Here is a 17,110-nt window from a genome sequence, read left to right on the forward strand (position 1 = left end):
GAGTCATGTCGTTATCGTTGATGCGCTTCATGGTGAAAGCAGATGCCAAGCTGGGCTTTGTTCCCTACGACACGCTGCTCAACAAGAAGCTGGAAGTGAGCTACCGGAGTATCGAGGCGGCCTTTCGGCGCTGCGACTCACTCAACCAGGTGTCAGCTGGGGGCACGGCCCGTGCCCAACAGGCGCAACCCTCTGTCGACGGCAAGGCACCGGCGACCAGGTTGCTCAATGTATACAACCGCATTCACGAGCTCTACAGCCGGATCTGCACGTCGGTCGACGGGCTCTCGGTTTTCCGGGCTCATAGGAGCGAGTACGACGGGCTCTTGAACGAGTATGTCCAGCTCGCGGCCGCGCAGGTCGTCAACCGAGCTAATCCGTCGCCCTACTGGGGGCATGATCGCTTCACTGTCTCGGGCGAAGGGTTCTCGATGGTTTGCTCGGCGAATAGTGGTGACGTCCTGGAAGTGAGCATTCAAGGCATCGTCAAGGACGCCGCGGCGGAAACGTTGCGTTCGATCGAGCGCGTCGATATTCGCGAGCTGGCCGAGTGGTTCCACTCTGTCAGCGACCGCAATTTCGAGCTGGCTGGCCGGACGCTTGATATTCGCGCCGTCGGGTATTGGCCGCGAGGCGGTGGAGACCGGGTTTCCCCTGACGAGGACTTCCGCGAGGACGCGCTGCAGCGCCAGGTCGGGCGCCCCGCTCTTCGGATGTGAGGGTTGACCAGGTGATAACCAAGTAATAACATTGTTATTACTTGGTTAAGCCTTCGGAGGCTGTCGTGGTCGGAAAGTCAGTTCAAGCGACCATGCTTGTACCCCGCTCGAACGGGCGCGGGCTCATCTTCAGTGAAGTTCGCGTGGTTCGCGCATTCGACTACCCGATAGCAGGGCGGTCGTTCCGTTTCGCCATTCATCCCCCTGTTGCGCCTCTGGAGCACGTCGCCTACGTCATTTCCGAGTTCAAGACAGGTCGGCAGTGCGGCCTGCTGCACATGAAAGCGAAGCGCCGCTTGATCTCCGCTGCTGAGCGACATCTCGCGGAGGTTGTTCGCGTTCAGGGTGAAACCGAGCTCGTGCGGTTGATCGAGCAGACCCAGGCCGAGGGCACGTTGAATGACTACTGAGCAGCCCGCTGCAGGCGCTGCCTGGCAGCTGGGCAACCAGGCGTTTCGTGACGGAAAGAATCTGGACGATAACCCGTATCCGGCTGGAACAAAGTTGGCGGAAGAGTGGCAGGCCGGCTTTAACCGTGCCTGTGAAGATGAGCTGAGGGGGTGCCCATGATTGCTGAGTGTATCGGTTGCGGGTGCACTGATATGTGCGCCTGCGTTTCAGAGGATGGGCCCTGTTACTGGCTGCGGGTGGATTACAGCCGTGGCGAGGGCGTCTGCAGTTGTTGCTCCGAGCGGGTGGCCGAATGGGACGCCGAGATCGGACGCAAATCGATCGACGACCAGTTCATTGAGCTGATGGACGCTCTCGATGGGTACGATAGCCCGGAAGCGATCAGTCAACGGCTTGCTGAGCTCCAAGGCCCGATCAGGGAACTCGCGGCGGCTTGCCGGCAGACGGTGCTATTCAACCGAGCTCAAGTCGAGTTCCAGTCGACCAAAACCGACATCGAGCTGCGGCCGATGGAGGGAGGTAGCCTCTTCGCCGTTTGGTATCTGCTGATGGATCGCATTGCACGGTCTCCGACCAAGTTCCACATGCGGAGCTCGGTGAGGATCCTGCTTCCACTTGTCGCGGATTTTCTGCCGGAGGACCCGAATGCCTGATTGTGAGCGAGTGCTTCGAGATCTGGAGCTTGACCTTGCGGAAACGGTTGAGCGCCGAGCGTTCATTCGCGGGCGGCATGCCGGCGAAGACCGAGCGAGGTGGCAGGTCCTGATCTGCGTTGTTGTTGGCGTGATCCTGTATGTCGGATGGCGTATTCTTTCGAGCTAATGAGGAGTTCCTGAACAATGGAAAGACAGCTCAATGTGCCTCCGCACTCGATTGAGGCCGAACAAGGCGTCCTTGGTGGTCTGCTGCTGGATAACAAGGCCTGGGATCTGGTCGCGGATAAAGTCCACCCGGAGGATTTTTACCGGAACGATCATCGCCAGATCTTCGAAGCGATTTTGGAGTTGGCGGACCGTAGCGAACCGTTCGACATCGTGACGGTGTGTGAGGTGTTGGAAGGGCGGTCTGGCTGGGGAGGCCTGGCCTACGTGGCCGAGCTCGCCAAAAATACTCCCTCGGTCGCGAACATCGTTCACTACGCCAAGATCGTTTCTGAGCGAGCCCATCTGCGCCGCTTGATCTCCATCGGCTTCGAGATGAGCCGGCAGGCCTACGAGCCTGGGGCCGACGTAGCCTTGGTTCATGAAGAAGCGGAGCGCGCCCTGTTCGGTCTCAGCCAGGATGAACGCGACCAGGACTTTGCCGACATGGGCGAAGTCCTGAGCGCCGTCATCGACGAGATCGATAGCAACTTCAACTCCGAAACGGAGGTGACGGGTGTTCCTACTGGCCTGCCCGATCTGGATGCAATGACTGGCGGCCTGCAGCCTGCAGATCTGATCATCGTCGCGGCGCGTCCCTCGATGGGCAAGACGTCCCTGGTGATGAACTGGGCCAAGCCGATCCTTGACGCTTCTCCCGGGAAGTCGATCCAGATCTACAGCATGGAAATGCCGGCAAGGGCGTTGCAGTTCCGATTCCTCGCCCAGCTGGGGCGTATCGACCTGAAGGCGCTGCTGCGGGGCAAGCTTCAGGATGAAGACTGGCCGAAGCTGACGGCAGCCGTTGGTGTCTTTCAGGGTATGCAGGACCGTTTGGCGATCGACGATTCCGCGAACCTTACGCCGACATCGCTACGAGCGAAGGCTCGGCGTGGTGCCCGTAAGTACGGTCCGCCGGCGGCAATCATGGTTGATTACCTGCAGCTGATGCGCTGCCCAGGCTACGAGGGGAACCGCACTCAGGAGGTCGCGGAGATCTCCCGGGCATTGAAGGGGTTGGCCAAAGAGTTCAATTGCCCCGTCATCGCGCTATCGCAGTTGTCCCGCCAGTGTGAGCAGCGGCCCAACAAGCGCCCTGTGAACGCAGACTTGCGGGAGTCCGGCGCGATCGAGCAGGACGCGGACATCATCATGTTCGTCTATCGAGACGAGGTCTACAACCCGGACACTGAGTACAAGGGGGTTGCCGAGTTGATCCTCGGCAAGCACCGGAACGGTGAAACCGGTACCGTGCGGACCGCGTTTATTGGCAAGGAAACTCGTTTTGTGCCGCTCTCGGCCGAGCAATTTCGGAACTTCGATTGATGAGCTGCTGGGAACAGAGTTGCCGCGTGCAGAAAGTGATGCAGCGGGATCGCCTGGGGTGCGGGGTGGCCTGTGCAGCGATGGTTTCCGGCAAACCATACGGTGTCGTGCGACAGCTGTTCGTCGACAATGGCATAGGTGCTCGCAAGAAGCGGCCCCTCGCCACCAATTTCTCAGAGATGCAGTACGCTCTGGCGCTCCTCGGGATCGAGTCTGAGCTGAAGCGCTGGAGCACCTGGGATGCAGTGGAAGGCCTTGGCATCGTGGCTGTAAACAACGGCCAGGGCACTGCCAGCCGGAACTGGCATTGGGTCGTGGCTGAGCGACACACGAGTTTCGGTGTTGTCCTCCATGATCCGGATTTCGATCTGCCGAGCTTCAGTTCGGCGCCGCCTGGCGTGCATTGCCATCCCTTCTCTGAATACCAGGCCCGCAAGAGCTGGATTCGGATTGTGCCACGAGGGAGCCATGGGTAGCAGGTGGCCGCGGCTCGCGGCAGCATTCGACTATGCGGCTTACAGCGTGGCCTCTGCGGAAGAAGCTCATGCCCATTACGGAGATCCAGAGCCAACACCTACAGAGCGCTGGACGTACTGGTGGCGAGGGTTCTTTGCCGGCCTCGCAAGTGACAGTAATATCCTTCCGCTCTCGGAGCGGTTTTCGCGGCTCCGACCACTTTTTTTACTTCGCAGGATCGAGCAGGAAACAAAAAATGAGCGATGAAAAAATCCCGGATCGCATCAAGGCGAAGCTGACCATTGAGCTGGATTTCGCAAAAGAAGATCAACCGCTTATTGGAGAAGTCCTGCAGGGCATCCTCGATAACCTCGGGCTCTCCAGTGAGGGTAGTGGCTCCCGCACTGCGCAGAGCCACTATAGCTACAAGTTGGAATCCAACCTCCCGAAAGTGCCCATGACGATGGAGCGTCTGTTCGATCTGATGGACCAGGCGCGTGAGCCCGGGGAGCCGACCGCTGCAGAGCAGATCGCCGATTCCATGCACCCGAACTACGACGAGGCCGTGGATTGGTGGGAGAGCCTCGCCGAAGGGCAGAAGCAGTGGTTTATCAAGAAACACTCAGACGTGAAACTGGTGACCAAGGCCTGGGAAGTGCACAAGGAAATGGATTTTGCCGATCGAGTGTTCTTTCAGACCTTGAAGTGAGTGGACCTATCCACCCTGGTTGGTGGTTGCCAGCCCACAGGCACCAGGTGCTACTGGTGCCAATCTTCAATCAGCTCGAAATAGTCCGCTGACACTTCGCCGACGTTGCCGGCGATAACCGCGCCGTCTGGCAGAACGAGACGAGCCCGCTTCACATCCCCGCGGCTGAGCATCGCGAATCCCAAGGCGGTATCAAGCAGCACTGCGACTGTTTCGCCGGCGGCGACGCGGCTGATCACGACGTCGGCGGCCGGGCGATTCGCCTGGCCGCCATCGCCGTACACCACTGTCAGGTCGACCGGACCTCGATGCGAAAGTGCGTCACTCATACTTGATCGTTCCCACTCATAGAAGTAGCCATGATCAACCAGCCTCTCGATTACGATTGGACCGGGGGCATCACCCCATTCGGCAGACCGTATCCAATCCAGAAATTCTTTATCACTTTGACCTGATTGCGAGTGCAGGGCACTGAGCTCGCCCTCGAAATCGATCTGGGACCAGGGGCCGCCGTCGGGGTCGAAGTCGTCTACGACGGTCACCTGATCGCGCAGAACACGTTCCATATGGTTGCTGTGCAGCCTGAAAGTGGAGGATGTACGCCAGTCAGGGGCGAGAAGCAGAGCTCTGTCGATGCGGGTGGTGATCGAGTGGTAATCAGGACCACCCACGCTGGCCTCGGATACGAACTCCCAGTAGAGCGGGCCAAGCGCTGGGTGAACTGCCATGATGACAACACCAGTGCGTTGCCGAAGCGTGGGTTCGCTGCTCATTGGTCTTTCCCAACAACCGCCTGCAGGCGCTGCAGGGCTTCATCTATGGTTGTCTGGGGTGCCTTCCCGAGCAGCTTCGCACCTCTTGCAGCAAGATCCACCGGCCGCACCAGGTTGACCAAGGCTGCCCCGCTCGCCGGCGTGCGCCCCGGAAGGACGATCGCGACGGCAAAGCCGGCGTAGCGGCTGCTGTCGTGCTCGGTGATAGGAACGGCTAGGGCGAGCCCCAGGGCGTTGTACGCTGCTGGGGAAAGCACGAGCGCTTTACAGGCCACCTGCGTTGAAGCGCTACCCATGTCCAGGGAGACGATGTCACCGCGGTCGAATTGATGCTGCGGGCGCTTGCTCATGCTTCGTTTCCTACCGGCGCGGATGTTCTCCAACAGTGGATGTCCGGCGGCTCCGGGGCCTCCAGGTCACACTGGGCGACTAGCGTGCTGAGGTCGTATTCGGTAGCGACCTTGGACACCACCAGGGTCTGATCTTTGAAGGAGACGTCTACAGGGTCGCCAAGGCTTACGCCGAGTTCGGCCAGCAACGGCTTGGGTATCGTGATGCCCTGAGAATTCCCAATCGCACGGATAGTCGTTTTCAACGTTCTGTAGCCTCTTGCGAAAGGCGGTTGCGCTGCGCCTGGAGCGCTTTGAATCGCTCGGAGACAGGTGGGCGTTTTGCCATTTGCTTGCGGACGAGCTCCGCAAGCGTCGACGCCTGTGCATCCACCCCGTCACCAGATATTGCTGTCGGCTCGTGGCCAGGTACTGGGAATTGCACCCAGATCCTCGGTGGGATTGATCGTAGGGTCAGGTTGAGATGGCCTTGAACCACTCCCCCCTGGAAGTTGAAGGAGATCTGCGCATGTTCCGGTGTGAGCTCGGAGACGAATGCTTCGAGCTGGTCTCCACGCTCTATCGGCGAGGCGCTGATCAAACTGCAGACTCGATCTGCAGCTGCTCGTAGGCTGAGTGCTTGAGGGTGGTTTACGGCAGTGTTCGGAGTGATATCCGGCATATTGGTTCTCCCTGCGCAAGGTGCTAACAATGTTATTACCCTGCGCAGGGGAAATCAAACTACCAGCTACGCTTTATGCCCCTGCGAGGTAAGGTAGCGGCCCGAACGGGATGTCGTCGTCGAAGTCTGGCGGAGTACCTTGTTGCGACGGCGGTGGGGTCTGCGGTCGCGGCCGCTGAGCGGGCTCTTCGCCTTGGCCTTGAGGGCGACCGCCGAGCAGCTGAAGTCGGCCATTCACCTGGTCGACGACGATCTCGGTGGTGTAGCGTTTCACTCCGTCTTTTTCCCACTCGCGGGTGCGGAGAGTGCCTTCGACGTAGCACTGGCTCCCTTTTCGCAGATACTCACCCGCGATTTCGGCGATCTTGCCGAAGAACACTACGCGGTGCCACTCGGTACGCTCCTGCTGCTGGCCGGTCTGCTTATCTTTCCAGCTTTCGCTGGTGGCCAGGGTTATGTTCGTTACGGCGTTGCCGTTCGGGGTGTAGCGGACTTCCGGGTCGCCGCCGGCGTTGCCGACGAGAATCACTTTGTTGACGCCTCGTGCCATGGTGTTGCTCCTATCGGATGAGTGAAGCTCAGGTGGAGGAAGATTCGGCCTCAGCGTGCTCGCCGGATGCCTTGTAAAGGAGACGTTCGGTCTCCTGATTCATCTGCTTGAGCGCGATGCGGATGATCATCTCGGCGTCCAGCAGGTGTTTGTTGCTCTGTGGGTCAGCGCCTGCTGCCACCAGGCGCTCATGGTCGCGTCGGTAGGCTTGCGCGATCTGGCGGAATATCGCGCCTGCTACCTGCAGGCCGGGAGCGAGCAGGTCAGGCGCAGAAATCGGGGGTAAAGCGATTACCCTGCCGTCCTGGGGAAGTAGAGAGGCGGAGCTGATCAGCGCACCCTGCAGGGGTTTGTCGTTCTCGAAGGCTTCCCCGATGGAGTCCAAGAAGGCTCGGGCCTCGGCCGGATCCTCGGGCAATCGGAAAATGACATTGACGAAGCTGCTCATTTGTTACCTCACAGTTCGCAGGGGACGGAGCGCGTGGTCGATCGGGGCGTTGCTTGTTCGTTTCGAGGCGGTTTGGAGAACCGGCGTAGGCGGTCGGAGCGGATCTCTTCGGTGAGCTCGTTGACGCGCTGCTTCAGGCGCTGGTTCTCGGTGAAGGCGATCTGCAGATTCCGGTTGGCCGTTTCGGGATTGCCGGCGCGATGAAGAACCTTCACCAGGAGGAATTGCTCGCGGTCACGATCGGCCTCGTGACGCCACACGGCGGTTTGCTCTCGCAGCTCGTCGTAGCCGCACCGGTAATAGGCGGCTACGCCCGCGAGGGCTTTGACGTGGCCACGTCGGTTCACTTCCAGGAGGCCCCACCCTTGAGGGAGTTCGTCCGCCTGGATCACACCGGCCGGGGCCAAGAAGTATCTCCAGTTGCCGACGCCTCCCGACACCCGATGAGACTTCCGACGATCCGCGAGAAAGTCAGAGCGGCTGACCTTGCATTCGATGACGATGGATCCGTCTTCGAATCCCGCGGCGCGGAAGCCGATTGCGTCGGGAATTTCCCCGGTCCAGCCCGTGCGGCACTCACTGACAGCAACATGGCAGCCTGGACCACCGGCGCTGTTTGGCCGTTGAAGCCATTTCACCGCGATGTCGCACAGATCGCGGTGGGTGAAGTCGGGCTGATTGGAGGGCTTCATGCGGCCTTCTGCATTGCCGAGCGCATCTGGCTCATGGTTTGGCGGTGCTGCCGCAGGGCGGACTTGTAGCTGGCTTTGGCATCTTTCTGGGTGCGACACCACTCTCCCTTCACTTCCGAGTGCTGTTCGCTATGCCGACAGCGGTACATGCGGTACTCAAATTTCCCTCCGCTTTCGCGCCATTCGACTTTTGGCTTCATCCCGCCAAGCAACCAATCGCCGAAACTTTCGCAGCAGTCCCAGTCGAGGTATTCCGCGAACTTGGTCTTTTTCGGCGGCAGCGGCAAATGCTGCAAGGCATATCGCTTGCCTTCCTCGCTGACGTGGAACACCACGTCGGTGGGGTCGCAGAATGCCGGTGTCCGGCCGACAACCATCAACTCCACTTTGACCAGCGCCTCCAGATCCGGCATCGCGTAATGCCCTGGTCCGGCCAAGTAATGGTTCCGATGCGACTCGCGTTGGTCGGGGCGAAGGCCAAGCGTGTGATGCAGCAGACGAAGCTGCTGCTCAGGAATCGATACCTGGGTCATGCCGCAACCTCTTCCTTTAGTGGAAGGTACGTTGTTACGTTCGAGAGGACTGCCTGCAGCAGGCGGGCATTCTCTGCGGTGAACTGGCGATGCTCTTCCTGGGATACCTCTCGGAAACCGTTCTCCAGGGCCTCTCGCGCAGGGCCTCGCCCTGCAGCCGCGAGTGCCTTGCGCGAGGTGTCGTTGACGAAGTAGCGAATACGGCCGTTGGCATGGTTACTGGACATTGAAATCTCCTTGGGCAACGGACAGCGCTGCGAGGCTGTTGCGTACCCAGATTGGGGTTTTGCCGATTGAGTAGGTCTGCCCGCTCCAGACCAGGAGTAGGGTGGTACCGAACGCCTCGCCGATCGCTTCGGCTGCATCCGGGGGCACCGCGTTGCCGATCCGCTCCCTCCAGTCACCATCGGAGAGCCCGTCGAGTTCCAGATACTCTTCCGGCTCGATCAGGCTTTGGAGCGCACAGAGTTCGAGCGTGGTGAAGGGACGATGCCAGGTGTTGTCAGGGGCGATGATCCGAGCCACAACGCGCTCGTTATCTGCAGGGATCCTTGGGTCAGCTACCGACCAGGATCCGTTGTCATGGCCTGCTGCTGCGGATACCGCGCCTGCAGGCGAGTCCCAAGGGACCACGCCGTAGTGACCGGCAGTCAGGTAGTTGTCGCCTTTCTTGCGGTCCAGGCCCGGGCGCGGGTCAGCGACCGCGAGAGCACCTGACGCAACCTGCTGGGCACCGATGACGCAACCAGAAGTTTCGTCCCAGCGTGTAACGCCGAGCTTTCGGCTGCTCGCACCAGGATGCCAGTTGGTATAGCGAGGATCCGCAATGGAGAGTTGGCCACCTTGCACGCCCTTGCCGCCGGCAATGACTGTGGACGAGGGTTTCTCCCATTCCAGGACTGCCAGGTTGTTACTGTGGCGATTCCAACCTGGACGAGGATCCGCCACTGCCTGGCCGCCTGAGCTTGGACCATGCCCGCTGGTAACGGTACCGGACGCTTGATCGAAGCGGACGACGCGGAAGACGTTCTTGTGAGTGCTGCTGTCTGCAGACAGGCGCGGGTCAGCCACGCTGAAGGTGCCCTGGCCAGGCGAGCGCTGGCTGGTCACCGTGCCGCTAGTGTCTCCCCAGTGCATGACGCCATACTGCGCATACTCGGCTTTGCTTTCCGGTCGCGGATCCGCGACAGCGAAGGCGCCAGTCATCGGCCGGGAATTACCCGTGACGGTGCCGGAATGATCTGCCCATTCGTGAACGCCCAGAATGCCGTTGTGCATGGCGTCGAAGCGGCGTGGGTCCGCAACACTGAATCGCCCCGTGGTGGCTTCGGCACGCCCGGTAACGGTCCCGGCGTGGGAATCCCAGCGGTGAACACCAAGGGCACCATCGCGCCAGGTCTGCTCGGGTACGATTAAGTAGTCGGTCAGCACGCCGTCTTCGACATTCAGCCTGTTCAGCGATCGCCAGTCCTTGCCCGCTTCAACGAAGGCCAGCCTCAACCAAGTCTTGAAAAACAGGTTCGGTACGCGGTGCATTGGACCGCCGTCGAAATGGCCGGGGAGAGGCATACGGCCCAGGATATCGCCTACCGAACGAAGCGACTTTTTCACAGGTTCATAGATGAAGTCCGGCACCTTGTTGATGTTGCGGCCGACGAGCAGGAATCGTTTACGGGATTGAGCGAGGCCACCGAGCTCGCCGCAATCGTGCGTCGTCTCGGCAGTGGCGTACCCGTAGCGGCGCAGCAGTTGAACGATCTGATCGAGGAGGCGGCGGCCACGATTCTGGATGCGAGGCACGTTCTCGAAAACGATCAGCTCCGGGAGGTCATCCTGGAAGGCCTCCAGCATCAGCCATACGCCACGTAGGGTTAGACGGTTCAATGCCTGGTACTTGGCGGTCTTGCTGCGGTTTTCCGACAGCAGTCCGCTGAACCCTTTGCAGGGGGCCGAGAGGAAGACGATATGGGGGTATTCGCCGCCGGCCGCATGACGGATATCTGCCGCAGTGGCTTCGCGCCACTCCCGCGGCGGCTCTTTGCCGTGGAAGTCCTTGAACTGATCACGATCGAAGAGATCGAGGACGGTTCCGCGAGATCCGCTGAGGCGTTCAAAATCCCGGATTGCTGCCGCGTTGACGTCGATGCCACCGATGCAGCGGAACTTGCCTTGGAGGTTCCCTACGCGAGGGTTGGCTTTGTTGAAACCTTTAGCTCCACCGCCCAGCCCGCAGAACAGGTGGAAATGGCGAATCTCGCGGGTAAGGATCTTGGGGTGAATATAGGCAGTCATATCGCTCAGATCCCCTGCGGCTGTTCTTCGCCGCCCAGGGCATCCAGCAGCTCCGGAACGAATTCGCTCAGGGTGAGCATCATCAGAACGAAGCTGGCATCGAGTTGGGATAGAGCATCGTCGCCTCCATCGCGCTCGGCCTGTTCCTGCAGCAGATCTTCGAAGCGGAGACCGCGGACGGTGAGTTTTTCGTCCAGGGTGAAACTGAGTTTGTCGTTCCAGGCCAACGACAGCCGCGTGACGAGCTTGCCTGCGGAAAGGTGGTTCTGGATCTCGTCGCTGGTCAGGTCCTGACGTTTGCAGCGAACGGTGCCGCCTTCCTCGTGGGTGTCGCTTAGCTCGCAGTTGTCCAGGACGAAGAATCCTTCGCTGGCCTGCTGGTTCTTCAGCCAATCGGTCAAAGTGGCACTGGGGGCCACCTTCACCGCTATCGGTCGTACCGGCAGAGAGCCCACAGCTTCGCGAAGTGTCGAGAGGAGATCTTCGGCCTTTTTGGCGCTCGACTCGTTCACGATGATCAGTCCCAAAGCTGGAGCGATCGCGGCGTAGGTAGTTGCTTTGCGGATGAAGGCCCGAGGGAGGAACGCCTGGACGATGTCGTCTTTGAGTTGGTCGCGCTCTTTCTTGTAGACCTTGCGGCTTTGCTCGGTCTCGATCTCTTCCACTTTCTCCGTCAATGCGTCACGGACGACGCTGCCGGGAAGGATGCGTTCCTCTTTCCGAGCCGCCACTAGGTAGAAGCCGCTGCTTTCGTGCACGAGCGGAGCATCTTCACCTTTGCCCAGCGGAGGAATGAAGCCGTAGGTAGTGAGTTCTTGGCTGCCGCAGGCGCGAGCTGGCTTCGACTTCAACGCATGGGCGAGCGATTCGCCATCGATTCCAAGATCTTTCGCGAGGTCTTGCGTCAGGCGGTAAAGCAACAGGTTAGAGAAGAACATGACAGCTCCTAGAACGTTGTGCGGATGGCTTGCTGAGTCCGACTGGTTTTTGCAGCCCAAGCCATGTACGGGTGACGAAATTCGCGATTGAAGATCGCAGCAGCTGCCTTGTCGGTGTCCAGGTCCCGGCGGGAAGAAATCGAGCATTTGGCACGGATCAGGTCAGCGGGATCCCGATCACCGCTGGCCAGACCAAATGGCGAGCTTTCCGAGCGGAAAGCAGATTCTTCGTTCAAGAACTGGATAAACCCCCTGTCCTTCGACCAGAGCCCGGCGAGCTGCGAAAGCTTCATGCGTGATCTCCTTTTGACTTTCGTTGTGCTATAATCGCAGACAATACGCAAAAATAACAACGATGCAAGGAAATTTAGAAAATCGGCTGATTTCTACCGAAGCAGGGATTTCCTGCTCCGATCACCGGTAACGCTTCAACGTGAGCCAATCACCTGGCCATGCCTTGACTATCGTTAGACTATCCGCGCCTGATTTGAGCGAATGGGCGGGCATCTGTCAACTTTCGTTGTATTATAACTGCTAGACATGGTGTAAATAACATATTTACACCATGTCTAGGGCGGCCTGAGGCCGTTTCAGCGGTCATTGGCGAGGTATCGCGCAGGCAGCTTTCAGTGATGAGGGAGAGAAGTAGAGTGGCGGTTTGGTGGAAAAATGGTTTTAATGCGTATTGTCATAGTGCGCGGAGGTTTTGACGTGGGTGAAGACAACTTGAAGATTTCCTGCGTCCTCGTAGGCGATGCGGCTCTCGATTTCGAGAAATGCCAGGTAACGCTGAAAATTCCTGCGCGAGCGCCGGGTAAGCAGCGGCAGCAGTCACTGGCGATATCTGCAGCAATGCTCGTGCTGGATGCCACAATTCAGCGCTACCAAGCCGAAAAGGGCGAGAGGTACCCTGCAATAGATCAACTTCTAGAGTATGCTGGCTGTAGGCCAGCAGACATCAACAAGCTGCTTGGAATCACGGAAAGCGCGACTTCCTGAGTGTTGGCCGCGGCTGTGAGGCGTTTTCCGTTGGAACTGAGCCAGGACGAACAAAGGAGCGGAGGATGAGCAAGGCTGTGCTTGTTGGGCTTGTCGCCGAGAAACACGGGTTAACCAAGGCAGAAGCATCGGAAATCGTGAATACCGTGCTTTCTGGTATACAGAGTGCGCTGGTCAGTCAAGGGAGTATTTCCCTGGTCGGTTTCGGCGTGTTCAGCGTTGTCGACCGTGCTGCGCGAAACGGACGCAACCCGAATACTGGTGAGCCTGTGACTGTGGCAGCCAGGAAGGCGGTGAGATTCACCCCGGGGGAACCGCTGAAGCGTGCAGTGAACGCTCAGTAATAGATGTAGAGCCAGGCCCTTCGGGGCCTTGTTTCAGGCGTGGTTTCTGTATTGCACAATACAGAGACTTGAATGTTTTTTCTGTATTGCACATTACAGACTTGCAAGCAGCGGGGGTGCTGGTGAGCCACAGACGGCCGACCGAGGAAGCCTATGCAGAGCTGCAGGCTGCCTACGATTTCTACAATGACCATTTGTTCGCGAGCCAGGAGCGGCTGCCGGCGTGCTTGATCACATATCAGCGCGAAAAGCGGACCATGGGGTATTTCTCTCAGGCCCGTTTCATTCGCCGCGATGGGATCAAGGCGGATGAGATTGCGATGAATCCCGACTACTTCGCAGTGATTCCCCTGGTCGAGATCCTACAGACGCTAGTGCATGAAATGGTGCACCTCTGGCAATACCATTTTGGAAAGCCAAGTCGAGCCTGCTACCACAACACAGAGTGGGCCAACAAAATGGAGGCTCTGGGCTTGATGCCCTCCGACACGGGCAAGCCTGGCGGCAAGAGGGTAGGGCAGTCGATGAACGACTACGTCATACCTGGCGGTCGGTTCGATGTCGCAACCCGGGAGTTGCTGAAAAGAGGGTTCGCCATCTCGTGGATGGACCGATTCCCGGTCGACGTGAGGGGACCATCGCGTCCGATGTCGCTTATGCCAGCATCGCTGATGCCTCCGGCAAGTCAGGACTACCAGGGGGACGATGATTTGGACGCCGGCGTAGACGAAATAGCTGACGAGCTGGATCCGGCTATCGCCCTGGCCTATCAGGCCCCAGCAGCAGTGGCGAGTCTCGATGTGTCAGTGAGGCAACCAGGTGACAGGAGCAACAGGCTGAAATATTCCTGCCCAGGCTGCCGGCTAAACATGTGGGGCAAGCCAGGGTTGAAAGTTATTTGTGAGGAATGCGAGGAGCGCTTGGTTGTCCTGGAGCTGTCTGCAGACTCTACCCAGGAAGCTCTTGCTGCTGATTGAACCTCAGTTCAAACTGTTGGCCCCATGGCGATGTTCAAAAGACTGGAGAAGACTATGCAGTATGGAGCGACTCATGAGTTCACCCTGGAAACCGCATCGGGCGTTTTCCATCAGGCCGGCATTCAGATCATGGGGCCGGACACCTGGTGTCCGCTACTGGCCGAGAAGGCGAAACCGACCGTTGAGAACACTGCAGTGTTCTATACCCGTCTTGCAGGTCCTGAGGGCGGACCGACCGAGCAACTGCGCGAATTGCTAGAGCGTTCGTTGGCGTTGATCTCTTCTGGCGGAGCTGACCCGGTGATTCGTGTCCACCTGCACCGCGGCGAATACCAAGCGCTGGATGCTGCTGCTTTCCAGGCGGTGGTCGGTACTGGCGTTGCCGTTGTCGAGCTCAATGATTGACTCAGGCGGAAGGGGCTCTTATGGCTGACAGAATGACTCCCGAGCAGTTCAAGAGTGTTGCCGCTGACCGAAAACTGACCCAGTAGAGACTGTTCTGCCGACTGAAAACTGACCCAGGTGCTCAACTGCTTCTGCTCAATTTTTGAGCAGGAGAACACAGGGTGATCAGTATGGAAATGATGGGCAAAATCCGCCGGATGTATTTCCGCGACAAGCTGTCGCTGCATGAGATAGCCAAGCGCACCGGGTTGGCGCGCAACACGATTCGCAAGTGGGTCAGAGCACCTGAGGCCAAGCCGCCGGTCTACCAACGCCGCGCGATCTTCAACAAACTCAGCCCTTTTCACGCCACGCTGGAGCAGGCGCTAAAAGCCGATTCGCTGCGGCCCAAGCAACAGCGGCGCAGTGCCAAGGCGCTGTTGGCGCAAATCAAAGCCGAAGGTTATGACGGTGGCTACAGCCAGCTCACCGCGTTTATCCGTGCCTGGCGAGGGGGACAGGGCAAGGCGTCGCAGGCCTTTGTGCCGCTGACCTTTGCTCTTGGCGAGGCGTTTCAGTTTGACTGGAGCGAGGAAGGCTTGCTGGTCGGCGGCATTTACCGGCGTATGCAGGTGGCACATCTGAAGCTGTGTGCCAGCCGTGCGTTCTGGCTTGTGGCGTATCCGAGCCAGGGCCATGAGATGTTATTTGACGCCCATACACGCTCGTTCGGCTCCTTGGGCGGCGTGCCGCGCCGGGGCATCTACGACAACATGAAGACGGCCGTCGACAAGGTCAATAAGGGCAAAGGCCGGACGGTGAATGCGCGCTTTGCGGTGATGTGCGCGCATTACCTGTTCGATCCGGACTTCTGCAACGTCGCCGCTGGTTGGGAAAAGGGCATCGTTGAAAAGAACGTGCAAGACAGCCGTAGGCGCATCTGGCTAGACGCCCAGGACTGTCATTTTCACTCCTTCGAGGAACTCAATGCCTGGCTGGGCCAGCGCTGCCGCGCGCTTTGGAACGAGCTGACGCACCCTCAATACAGCGGGCTGAGTGTGGCCGAAGTGCTGGAGTTGGAGCGCGCTGAACTGATGCCTGTGCCAGCGCCATTCGACGGTTACGTCGAGCGGCCTGCGCGGGTCTCCAGCACCTGCCTGGTCAGCGTCGGGCGCAACCGCTACTCGGTGCCATGTGAGTACGCGGGTAAGTGGGTCAGCAGCCGTTTGTATCCGACGCGAATCGAGGTGGTGGCCGATGATGCGCTGATTGCCAGCCATGTCCGCTTGCTGGATCGCGACCAGGTCAGCTATGACTGGCAGCACTACCTCCCGCTGATCGAACGCAAGCCCGGTGCGCTGCGCAACGGAGCGCCCTTTGCTGATCTGCCAGCGCCGCTGCGTCAGCTTAAGCACGGTCTGGGGCGTCATGCCGGCGGTGACCGGATCATGGCGCAAGTCCTGGCTGCCGTACCGGTCGCCGGACTCGATGCCGTGCTGGTAGCCGTTGAGCTGGCACTGGAGAGCGGCAGCCTGAGCGCCGAACACATCCTCAATGTCGTGGCACGGCTGACAGCATCCGAACCACCACCCAGCGTCGAAACCCACTTGTCGCTCAAGGAAGCCCCCGTCGCTAACACGGCGCGCTACGACCGCCTGCGTGGCCAGGCCGAGGAGGTCGGTCATGCGTGATTTGATGGCGGAACTCAAGGAGCTGCGCCTGCACGGCATGGCCACGGCCTGGGCGGAGTTAACTGCACAGGGTGAGTCGAACACAGCCTCGTCCAAGTGGCTGCTCGAACACCTGCTGAAACAAGAGCACACAGATCGCGCCATGCGCTCGGTGAGCCACCAGATGAACATGGCCAAGCTGCCGATGCACCGCGATCTGGCCGGCTTCGACTTCAGCGCCTCCAGCGCCGACGCTCGCTTGATCAGCGAGCTGGCCAATCTGAGCTTTACCGACACCGCGCAGAACGTGGTGCTGATCGGTGGGCCAGGTACCGGTAAAACCCACCTAGCCACCGCGCTGGCCGTGTCCGGCATCACCCGGCACGGTAAGCGCGTGCGCTTCTACTCCACGGTCGATCTGGTCAATCTGCTGGAGCGCGAAAAACACGACGGCAAAGCCGGGCGGATCGCCCAGGCACTGCTGCGCATGGATCTGGTCATCCTCGACGAACTGGGTTATCTGCCGTTCAGCCAGGCTGGCGGTGCGTTGCTGTTTCACCTGCTGTCCAAGCTGTACGAACACACCAGCGTGGTGATCACCACCAACCTGAGCTTCGCCGAATGGTCGAGCGTGTTCGGCGACGCCAAGATGACCACCGCCCTGCTGGATCGGCTGACCCACCACTGCCACATCGTCGAAACCGGTAACGAGTCCTATCGCCTGCAACACAGTAGCTTGGCGGCCCAGGCCAAGATCAAATCACGGGAGCGAAAGCGTAAGGGCGGCCAAGAACCGGAGGACGATGAGCCGTTCTGATTTCATGGCGACGACGGCCTGCTACATGGCTGCGTGTGGCAGGTCTTAAACAACTGAACTGGGCTAGCGAAGGAGTGGGGGCAACAGCAGCTGCGCTGGTAGACTTATCCACAGTTGCTGGTAACAAAATCAGCAATCCGCCCTGGGTCAAATTTCAATCGGCAGGGTGGGTCAATTTTCCATCAGCGCCAACAGCGCTGC

24 protein-coding genes are annotated in these 17,110 nt (G+C 59.5%); 12 read left to right on the forward strand and 12 right to left on the reverse strand.

Going from position 1 to position 17,110, the window contains the following annotated elements; translation table 11 throughout:
- Positions 1–5 precede the first annotated feature (5 nt).
- The 6 genes from DMX12_RS06190 to DMX12_RS06215 all read left to right on the forward strand — a co-directional run bounded on the left by DMX12_RS06190 (position 6) and on the right by DMX12_RS06215 (position 4,481).
- Positions 6–719, forward strand: coding sequence for a hypothetical protein (locus DMX12_RS06190; RefSeq protein WP_009684318.1), 714 nt, complete (start codon positions 6–8; stop codon positions 717–719).
- Positions 720–811: 92 nt separating this feature from the next.
- Positions 812–1,129 carry a hypothetical protein gene (locus DMX12_RS06195; RefSeq protein ID WP_110389097.1) on the forward strand — a complete coding sequence of 106 codons (318 nt, stop codon included), beginning with the start codon at positions 812–814 and terminating at the stop codon, positions 1,127–1,129.
- A 156-nt stretch (positions 1,130–1,285) separates the two neighbouring features.
- Entirely contained in the window at positions 1,286–1,783 is a 498-nt protein-coding gene (locus DMX12_RS06200) for a hypothetical protein (protein WP_023118082.1), read from the forward strand.
- Positions 1,784–1,969: 186 nt separating this feature from the next.
- Complete coding sequence (dnaB, locus tag DMX12_RS06205) at positions 1,970–3,316, forward strand: replicative DNA helicase (protein WP_009684314.1); 1,347 nt, start codon at positions 1,970–1,972, stop codon at positions 3,314–3,316.
- A 26-nt stretch (positions 3,317–3,342) separates the two neighbouring features.
- Positions 3,343–3,792 carry a hypothetical protein gene (locus DMX12_RS06210; RefSeq protein ID WP_015026481.1) on the forward strand — a complete coding sequence of 150 codons (450 nt, stop codon included), beginning with the start codon at positions 3,343–3,345 and terminating at the stop codon, positions 3,790–3,792.
- A gap of 236 nt (positions 3,793–4,028) precedes the next feature.
- A complete protein-coding gene (locus DMX12_RS06215) occupies positions 4,029–4,481 on the forward strand; it encodes a hypothetical protein (RefSeq protein WP_009684312.1) in 453 nt (150 codons plus the stop codon).
- A gap of 50 nt (positions 4,482–4,531) precedes the next feature.
- On the opposite strand, the gene DMX12_RS06220 is transcribed toward DMX12_RS06215, so the two are convergent.
- The 12 genes from DMX12_RS06220 to DMX12_RS06275 form a co-directional block, all read right to left on the reverse strand.
- A complete protein-coding gene (locus tag DMX12_RS06220; protein ID WP_009684311.1) occupies positions 4,532–5,254 on the reverse strand; it encodes a hypothetical protein in 723 nt (240 codons plus the stop codon).
- The gene (locus DMX12_RS06225; RefSeq protein WP_023118080.1) at positions 5,251–5,604 is read right to left on the reverse strand and encodes a type II toxin-antitoxin system PemK/MazF family toxin; all 354 of its coding nucleotides are present in this window, start codon (positions 5,602–5,604) and stop codon (positions 5,251–5,253) included. The genes DMX12_RS06220 and DMX12_RS06225 overlap by 4 nt, the downstream gene beginning before the upstream one ends.
- Positions 5,601–5,849, reverse strand: a complete 249-nt coding sequence (locus tag DMX12_RS06230; protein WP_009684309.1) for an AbrB/MazE/SpoVT family DNA-binding domain-containing protein — start codon at positions 5,847–5,849, stop codon at positions 5,601–5,603. Before DMX12_RS06230 ends, DMX12_RS06225 begins: the two co-directional genes overlap by 4 nt.
- Complete coding sequence (locus DMX12_RS06235) at positions 5,846–6,265, reverse strand: hypothetical protein (RefSeq protein WP_033690665.1); 420 nt, start codon at positions 6,263–6,265, stop codon at positions 5,846–5,848. The genes DMX12_RS06230 and DMX12_RS06235 overlap by 4 nt, the downstream gene beginning before the upstream one ends.
- Positions 6,266–6,338: 73 nt before the next feature.
- Positions 6,339–6,815: a single-stranded DNA-binding protein gene (gene ssb / locus DMX12_RS06240; protein WP_023118079.1), complete on the reverse strand. Its 477-nt coding sequence runs from the start codon at positions 6,813–6,815 to the stop codon at positions 6,339–6,341.
- A gap of 28 nt (positions 6,816–6,843) precedes the next feature.
- Entirely contained in the window at positions 6,844–7,263 is a 420-nt protein-coding gene (locus tag DMX12_RS06245) for a hypothetical protein (RefSeq protein ID WP_009683787.1), read from the reverse strand.
- Positions 7,264–7,271: 8 nt separating this feature from the next.
- Entirely contained in the window at positions 7,272–7,955 is a 684-nt protein-coding gene (locus DMX12_RS06250) for a hypothetical protein (RefSeq protein ID WP_009683788.1), read from the reverse strand.
- Positions 7,952–8,488, reverse strand: a complete 537-nt coding sequence (locus DMX12_RS06255; RefSeq protein ID WP_009683789.1) for a hypothetical protein — start codon at positions 8,486–8,488, stop codon at positions 7,952–7,954. The genes DMX12_RS06250 and DMX12_RS06255 overlap by 4 nt, the downstream gene beginning before the upstream one ends.
- Positions 8,485–8,715, reverse strand: coding sequence for a hypothetical protein (locus DMX12_RS06260; protein ID WP_009683790.1), 231 nt, complete (start codon positions 8,713–8,715; stop codon positions 8,485–8,487). The genes DMX12_RS06255 and DMX12_RS06260 overlap by 4 nt, the downstream gene beginning before the upstream one ends.
- Complete coding sequence (locus DMX12_RS06265; protein ID WP_009683791.1) at positions 8,705–10,780, reverse strand: DNA cytosine methyltransferase; 2,076 nt, start codon at positions 10,778–10,780, stop codon at positions 8,705–8,707. Before DMX12_RS06265 ends, DMX12_RS06260 begins: the two co-directional genes overlap by 11 nt.
- Positions 10,781–10,785: 5 nt before the next feature.
- Positions 10,786–11,718 carry a recombination-associated protein RdgC gene (gene rdgC, locus DMX12_RS06270; RefSeq protein WP_023118078.1) on the reverse strand — a complete coding sequence of 311 codons (933 nt, stop codon included), beginning with the start codon at positions 11,716–11,718 and terminating at the stop codon, positions 10,786–10,788.
- A gap of 8 nt (positions 11,719–11,726) precedes the next feature.
- Positions 11,727–12,011, reverse strand: coding sequence for a hypothetical protein (locus DMX12_RS06275; RefSeq protein WP_009683793.1), 285 nt, complete (start codon positions 12,009–12,011; stop codon positions 11,727–11,729).
- A 418-nt stretch (positions 12,012–12,429) separates the two neighbouring features.
- Here DMX12_RS06275 and DMX12_RS06280 point away from each other — a divergent pair, with 418 nt between their 5' ends.
- The 6 genes from DMX12_RS06280 to istB all read left to right on the forward strand — a co-directional run bounded on the left by DMX12_RS06280 (position 12,430) and on the right by istB (position 16,909).
- The gene (locus tag DMX12_RS06280) at positions 12,430–12,717 is read left to right on the forward strand and encodes a hypothetical protein (RefSeq protein ID WP_131201113.1); all 288 of its coding nucleotides are present in this window, start codon (positions 12,430–12,432) and stop codon (positions 12,715–12,717) included.
- Positions 12,718–12,782: 65 nt separating this feature from the next.
- Positions 12,783–13,061: an HU family DNA-binding protein gene (locus tag DMX12_RS06285; protein ID WP_009683795.1), complete on the forward strand. Its 279-nt coding sequence runs from the start codon at positions 12,783–12,785 to the stop codon at positions 13,059–13,061.
- 68 nt (positions 13,062–13,129) lie between these two features.
- Positions 13,130–14,038: a SprT-like domain-containing protein gene (locus DMX12_RS06290; RefSeq protein WP_366945892.1), complete on the forward strand. Its 909-nt coding sequence runs from the start codon at positions 13,130–13,132 to the stop codon at positions 14,036–14,038.
- A 24-nt stretch (positions 14,039–14,062) separates the two neighbouring features.
- The gene (locus tag DMX12_RS06295; protein ID WP_031642852.1) at positions 14,063–14,443 is read left to right on the forward strand and encodes a hypothetical protein; all 381 of its coding nucleotides are present in this window, start codon (positions 14,063–14,065) and stop codon (positions 14,441–14,443) included.
- A 170-nt stretch (positions 14,444–14,613) separates the two neighbouring features.
- Positions 14,614–16,113, forward strand: a complete 1,500-nt coding sequence (gene istA, locus DMX12_RS06305; RefSeq protein ID WP_110676733.1) for an IS21 family transposase — start codon at positions 14,614–14,616, stop codon at positions 16,111–16,113.
- Positions 16,106–16,909, forward strand: a complete 804-nt coding sequence (gene istB / locus DMX12_RS06310; RefSeq protein ID WP_009686136.1) for an IS21-like element ISPst3 family helper ATPase IstB — start codon at positions 16,106–16,108, stop codon at positions 16,907–16,909. Before istA ends, istB begins: the two co-directional genes overlap by 8 nt.
- Positions 16,910–17,110: the final 201 nt, after the last annotated feature.

Source organism: Pseudomonas sp. MB-090624, assembly GCF_003205245.1.
GTDB lineage: Bacteria > Pseudomonadota > Gammaproteobacteria > Pseudomonadales > Pseudomonadaceae > Aquipseudomonas > Aquipseudomonas juntendi.

What these genes read in the sequence shown, in the direction of transcription:
- DMX12_RS06190 (WP_009684318.1), top strand. Translation starts at nt 6, where the DNA reads ATGTCGTTATCGTTGATGCGCTTCATGGTGAAAGCAGATGCCAAGCTG.
- DMX12_RS06195 (WP_110389097.1), top strand. Translation starts at nt 812, where the DNA reads ATGCTTGTACCCCGCTCGAACGGGCGCGGGCTCATCTTCAGTGAAGTT.
- DMX12_RS06200 (WP_023118082.1), top strand. Translation starts at nt 1,286, where the DNA reads ATGATTGCTGAGTGTATCGGTTGCGGGTGCACTGATATGTGCGCCTGC.
- dnaB (WP_009684314.1), top strand. Translation starts at nt 1,970, where the DNA reads ATGGAAAGACAGCTCAATGTGCCTCCGCACTCGATTGAGGCCGAACAA.
- DMX12_RS06215 (WP_009684312.1), top strand. Translation starts at nt 4,029, where the DNA reads ATGAGCGATGAAAAAATCCCGGATCGCATCAAGGCGAAGCTGACCATT.
- DMX12_RS06220 (WP_009684311.1), bottom strand. Translation starts at nt 5,254, where the DNA reads ATGAGCAGCGAACCCACGCTTCGGCAACGCACTGGTGTTGTCATCATG.
- DMX12_RS06225 (WP_023118080.1), bottom strand. Translation starts at nt 5,604, where the DNA reads ATGAGCAAGCGCCCGCAGCATCAATTCGACCGCGGTGACATCGTCTCC.
- DMX12_RS06235 (WP_033690665.1), bottom strand. Translation starts at nt 6,265, where the DNA reads ATGCCGGATATCACTCCGAACACTGCCGTAAACCACCCTCAAGCACTC.
- ssb (WP_023118079.1), bottom strand. Translation starts at nt 6,815, where the DNA reads ATGGCACGAGGCGTCAACAAAGTGATTCTCGTCGGCAACGCCGGCGGC.
- DMX12_RS06245 (WP_009683787.1), bottom strand. Translation starts at nt 7,263, where the DNA reads ATGAGCAGCTTCGTCAATGTCATTTTCCGATTGCCCGAGGATCCGGCC.
- DMX12_RS06250 (WP_009683788.1), bottom strand. Translation starts at nt 7,955, where the DNA reads ATGAAGCCCTCCAATCAGCCCGACTTCACCCACCGCGATCTGTGCGAC.
- DMX12_RS06255 (WP_009683789.1), bottom strand. Translation starts at nt 8,488, where the DNA reads ATGACCCAGGTATCGATTCCTGAGCAGCAGCTTCGTCTGCTGCATCAC.
- DMX12_RS06260 (WP_009683790.1), bottom strand. Translation starts at nt 8,715, where the DNA reads ATGTCCAGTAACCATGCCAACGGCCGTATTCGCTACTTCGTCAACGAC.
- DMX12_RS06265 (WP_009683791.1), bottom strand. Translation starts at nt 10,780, where the DNA reads ATGACTGCCTATATTCACCCCAAGATCCTTACCCGCGAGATTCGCCAT.
- rdgC (WP_023118078.1), bottom strand. Translation starts at nt 11,718, where the DNA reads ATGTTCTTCTCTAACCTGTTGCTTTACCGCCTGACGCAAGACCTCGCG.
- DMX12_RS06275 (WP_009683793.1), bottom strand. Translation starts at nt 12,011, where the DNA reads ATGAAGCTTTCGCAGCTCGCCGGGCTCTGGTCGAAGGACAGGGGGTTT.
- DMX12_RS06285 (WP_009683795.1), top strand. Translation starts at nt 12,783, where the DNA reads ATGAGCAAGGCTGTGCTTGTTGGGCTTGTCGCCGAGAAACACGGGTTA.
- DMX12_RS06295 (WP_031642852.1), top strand. Translation starts at nt 14,063, where the DNA reads ATGGCGATGTTCAAAAGACTGGAGAAGACTATGCAGTATGGAGCGACT.
- istA (WP_110676733.1), top strand. Translation starts at nt 14,614, where the DNA reads ATGGAAATGATGGGCAAAATCCGCCGGATGTATTTCCGCGACAAGCTG.
- istB (WP_009686136.1), top strand. Translation starts at nt 16,106, where the DNA reads ATGCGTGATTTGATGGCGGAACTCAAGGAGCTGCGCCTGCACGGCATG.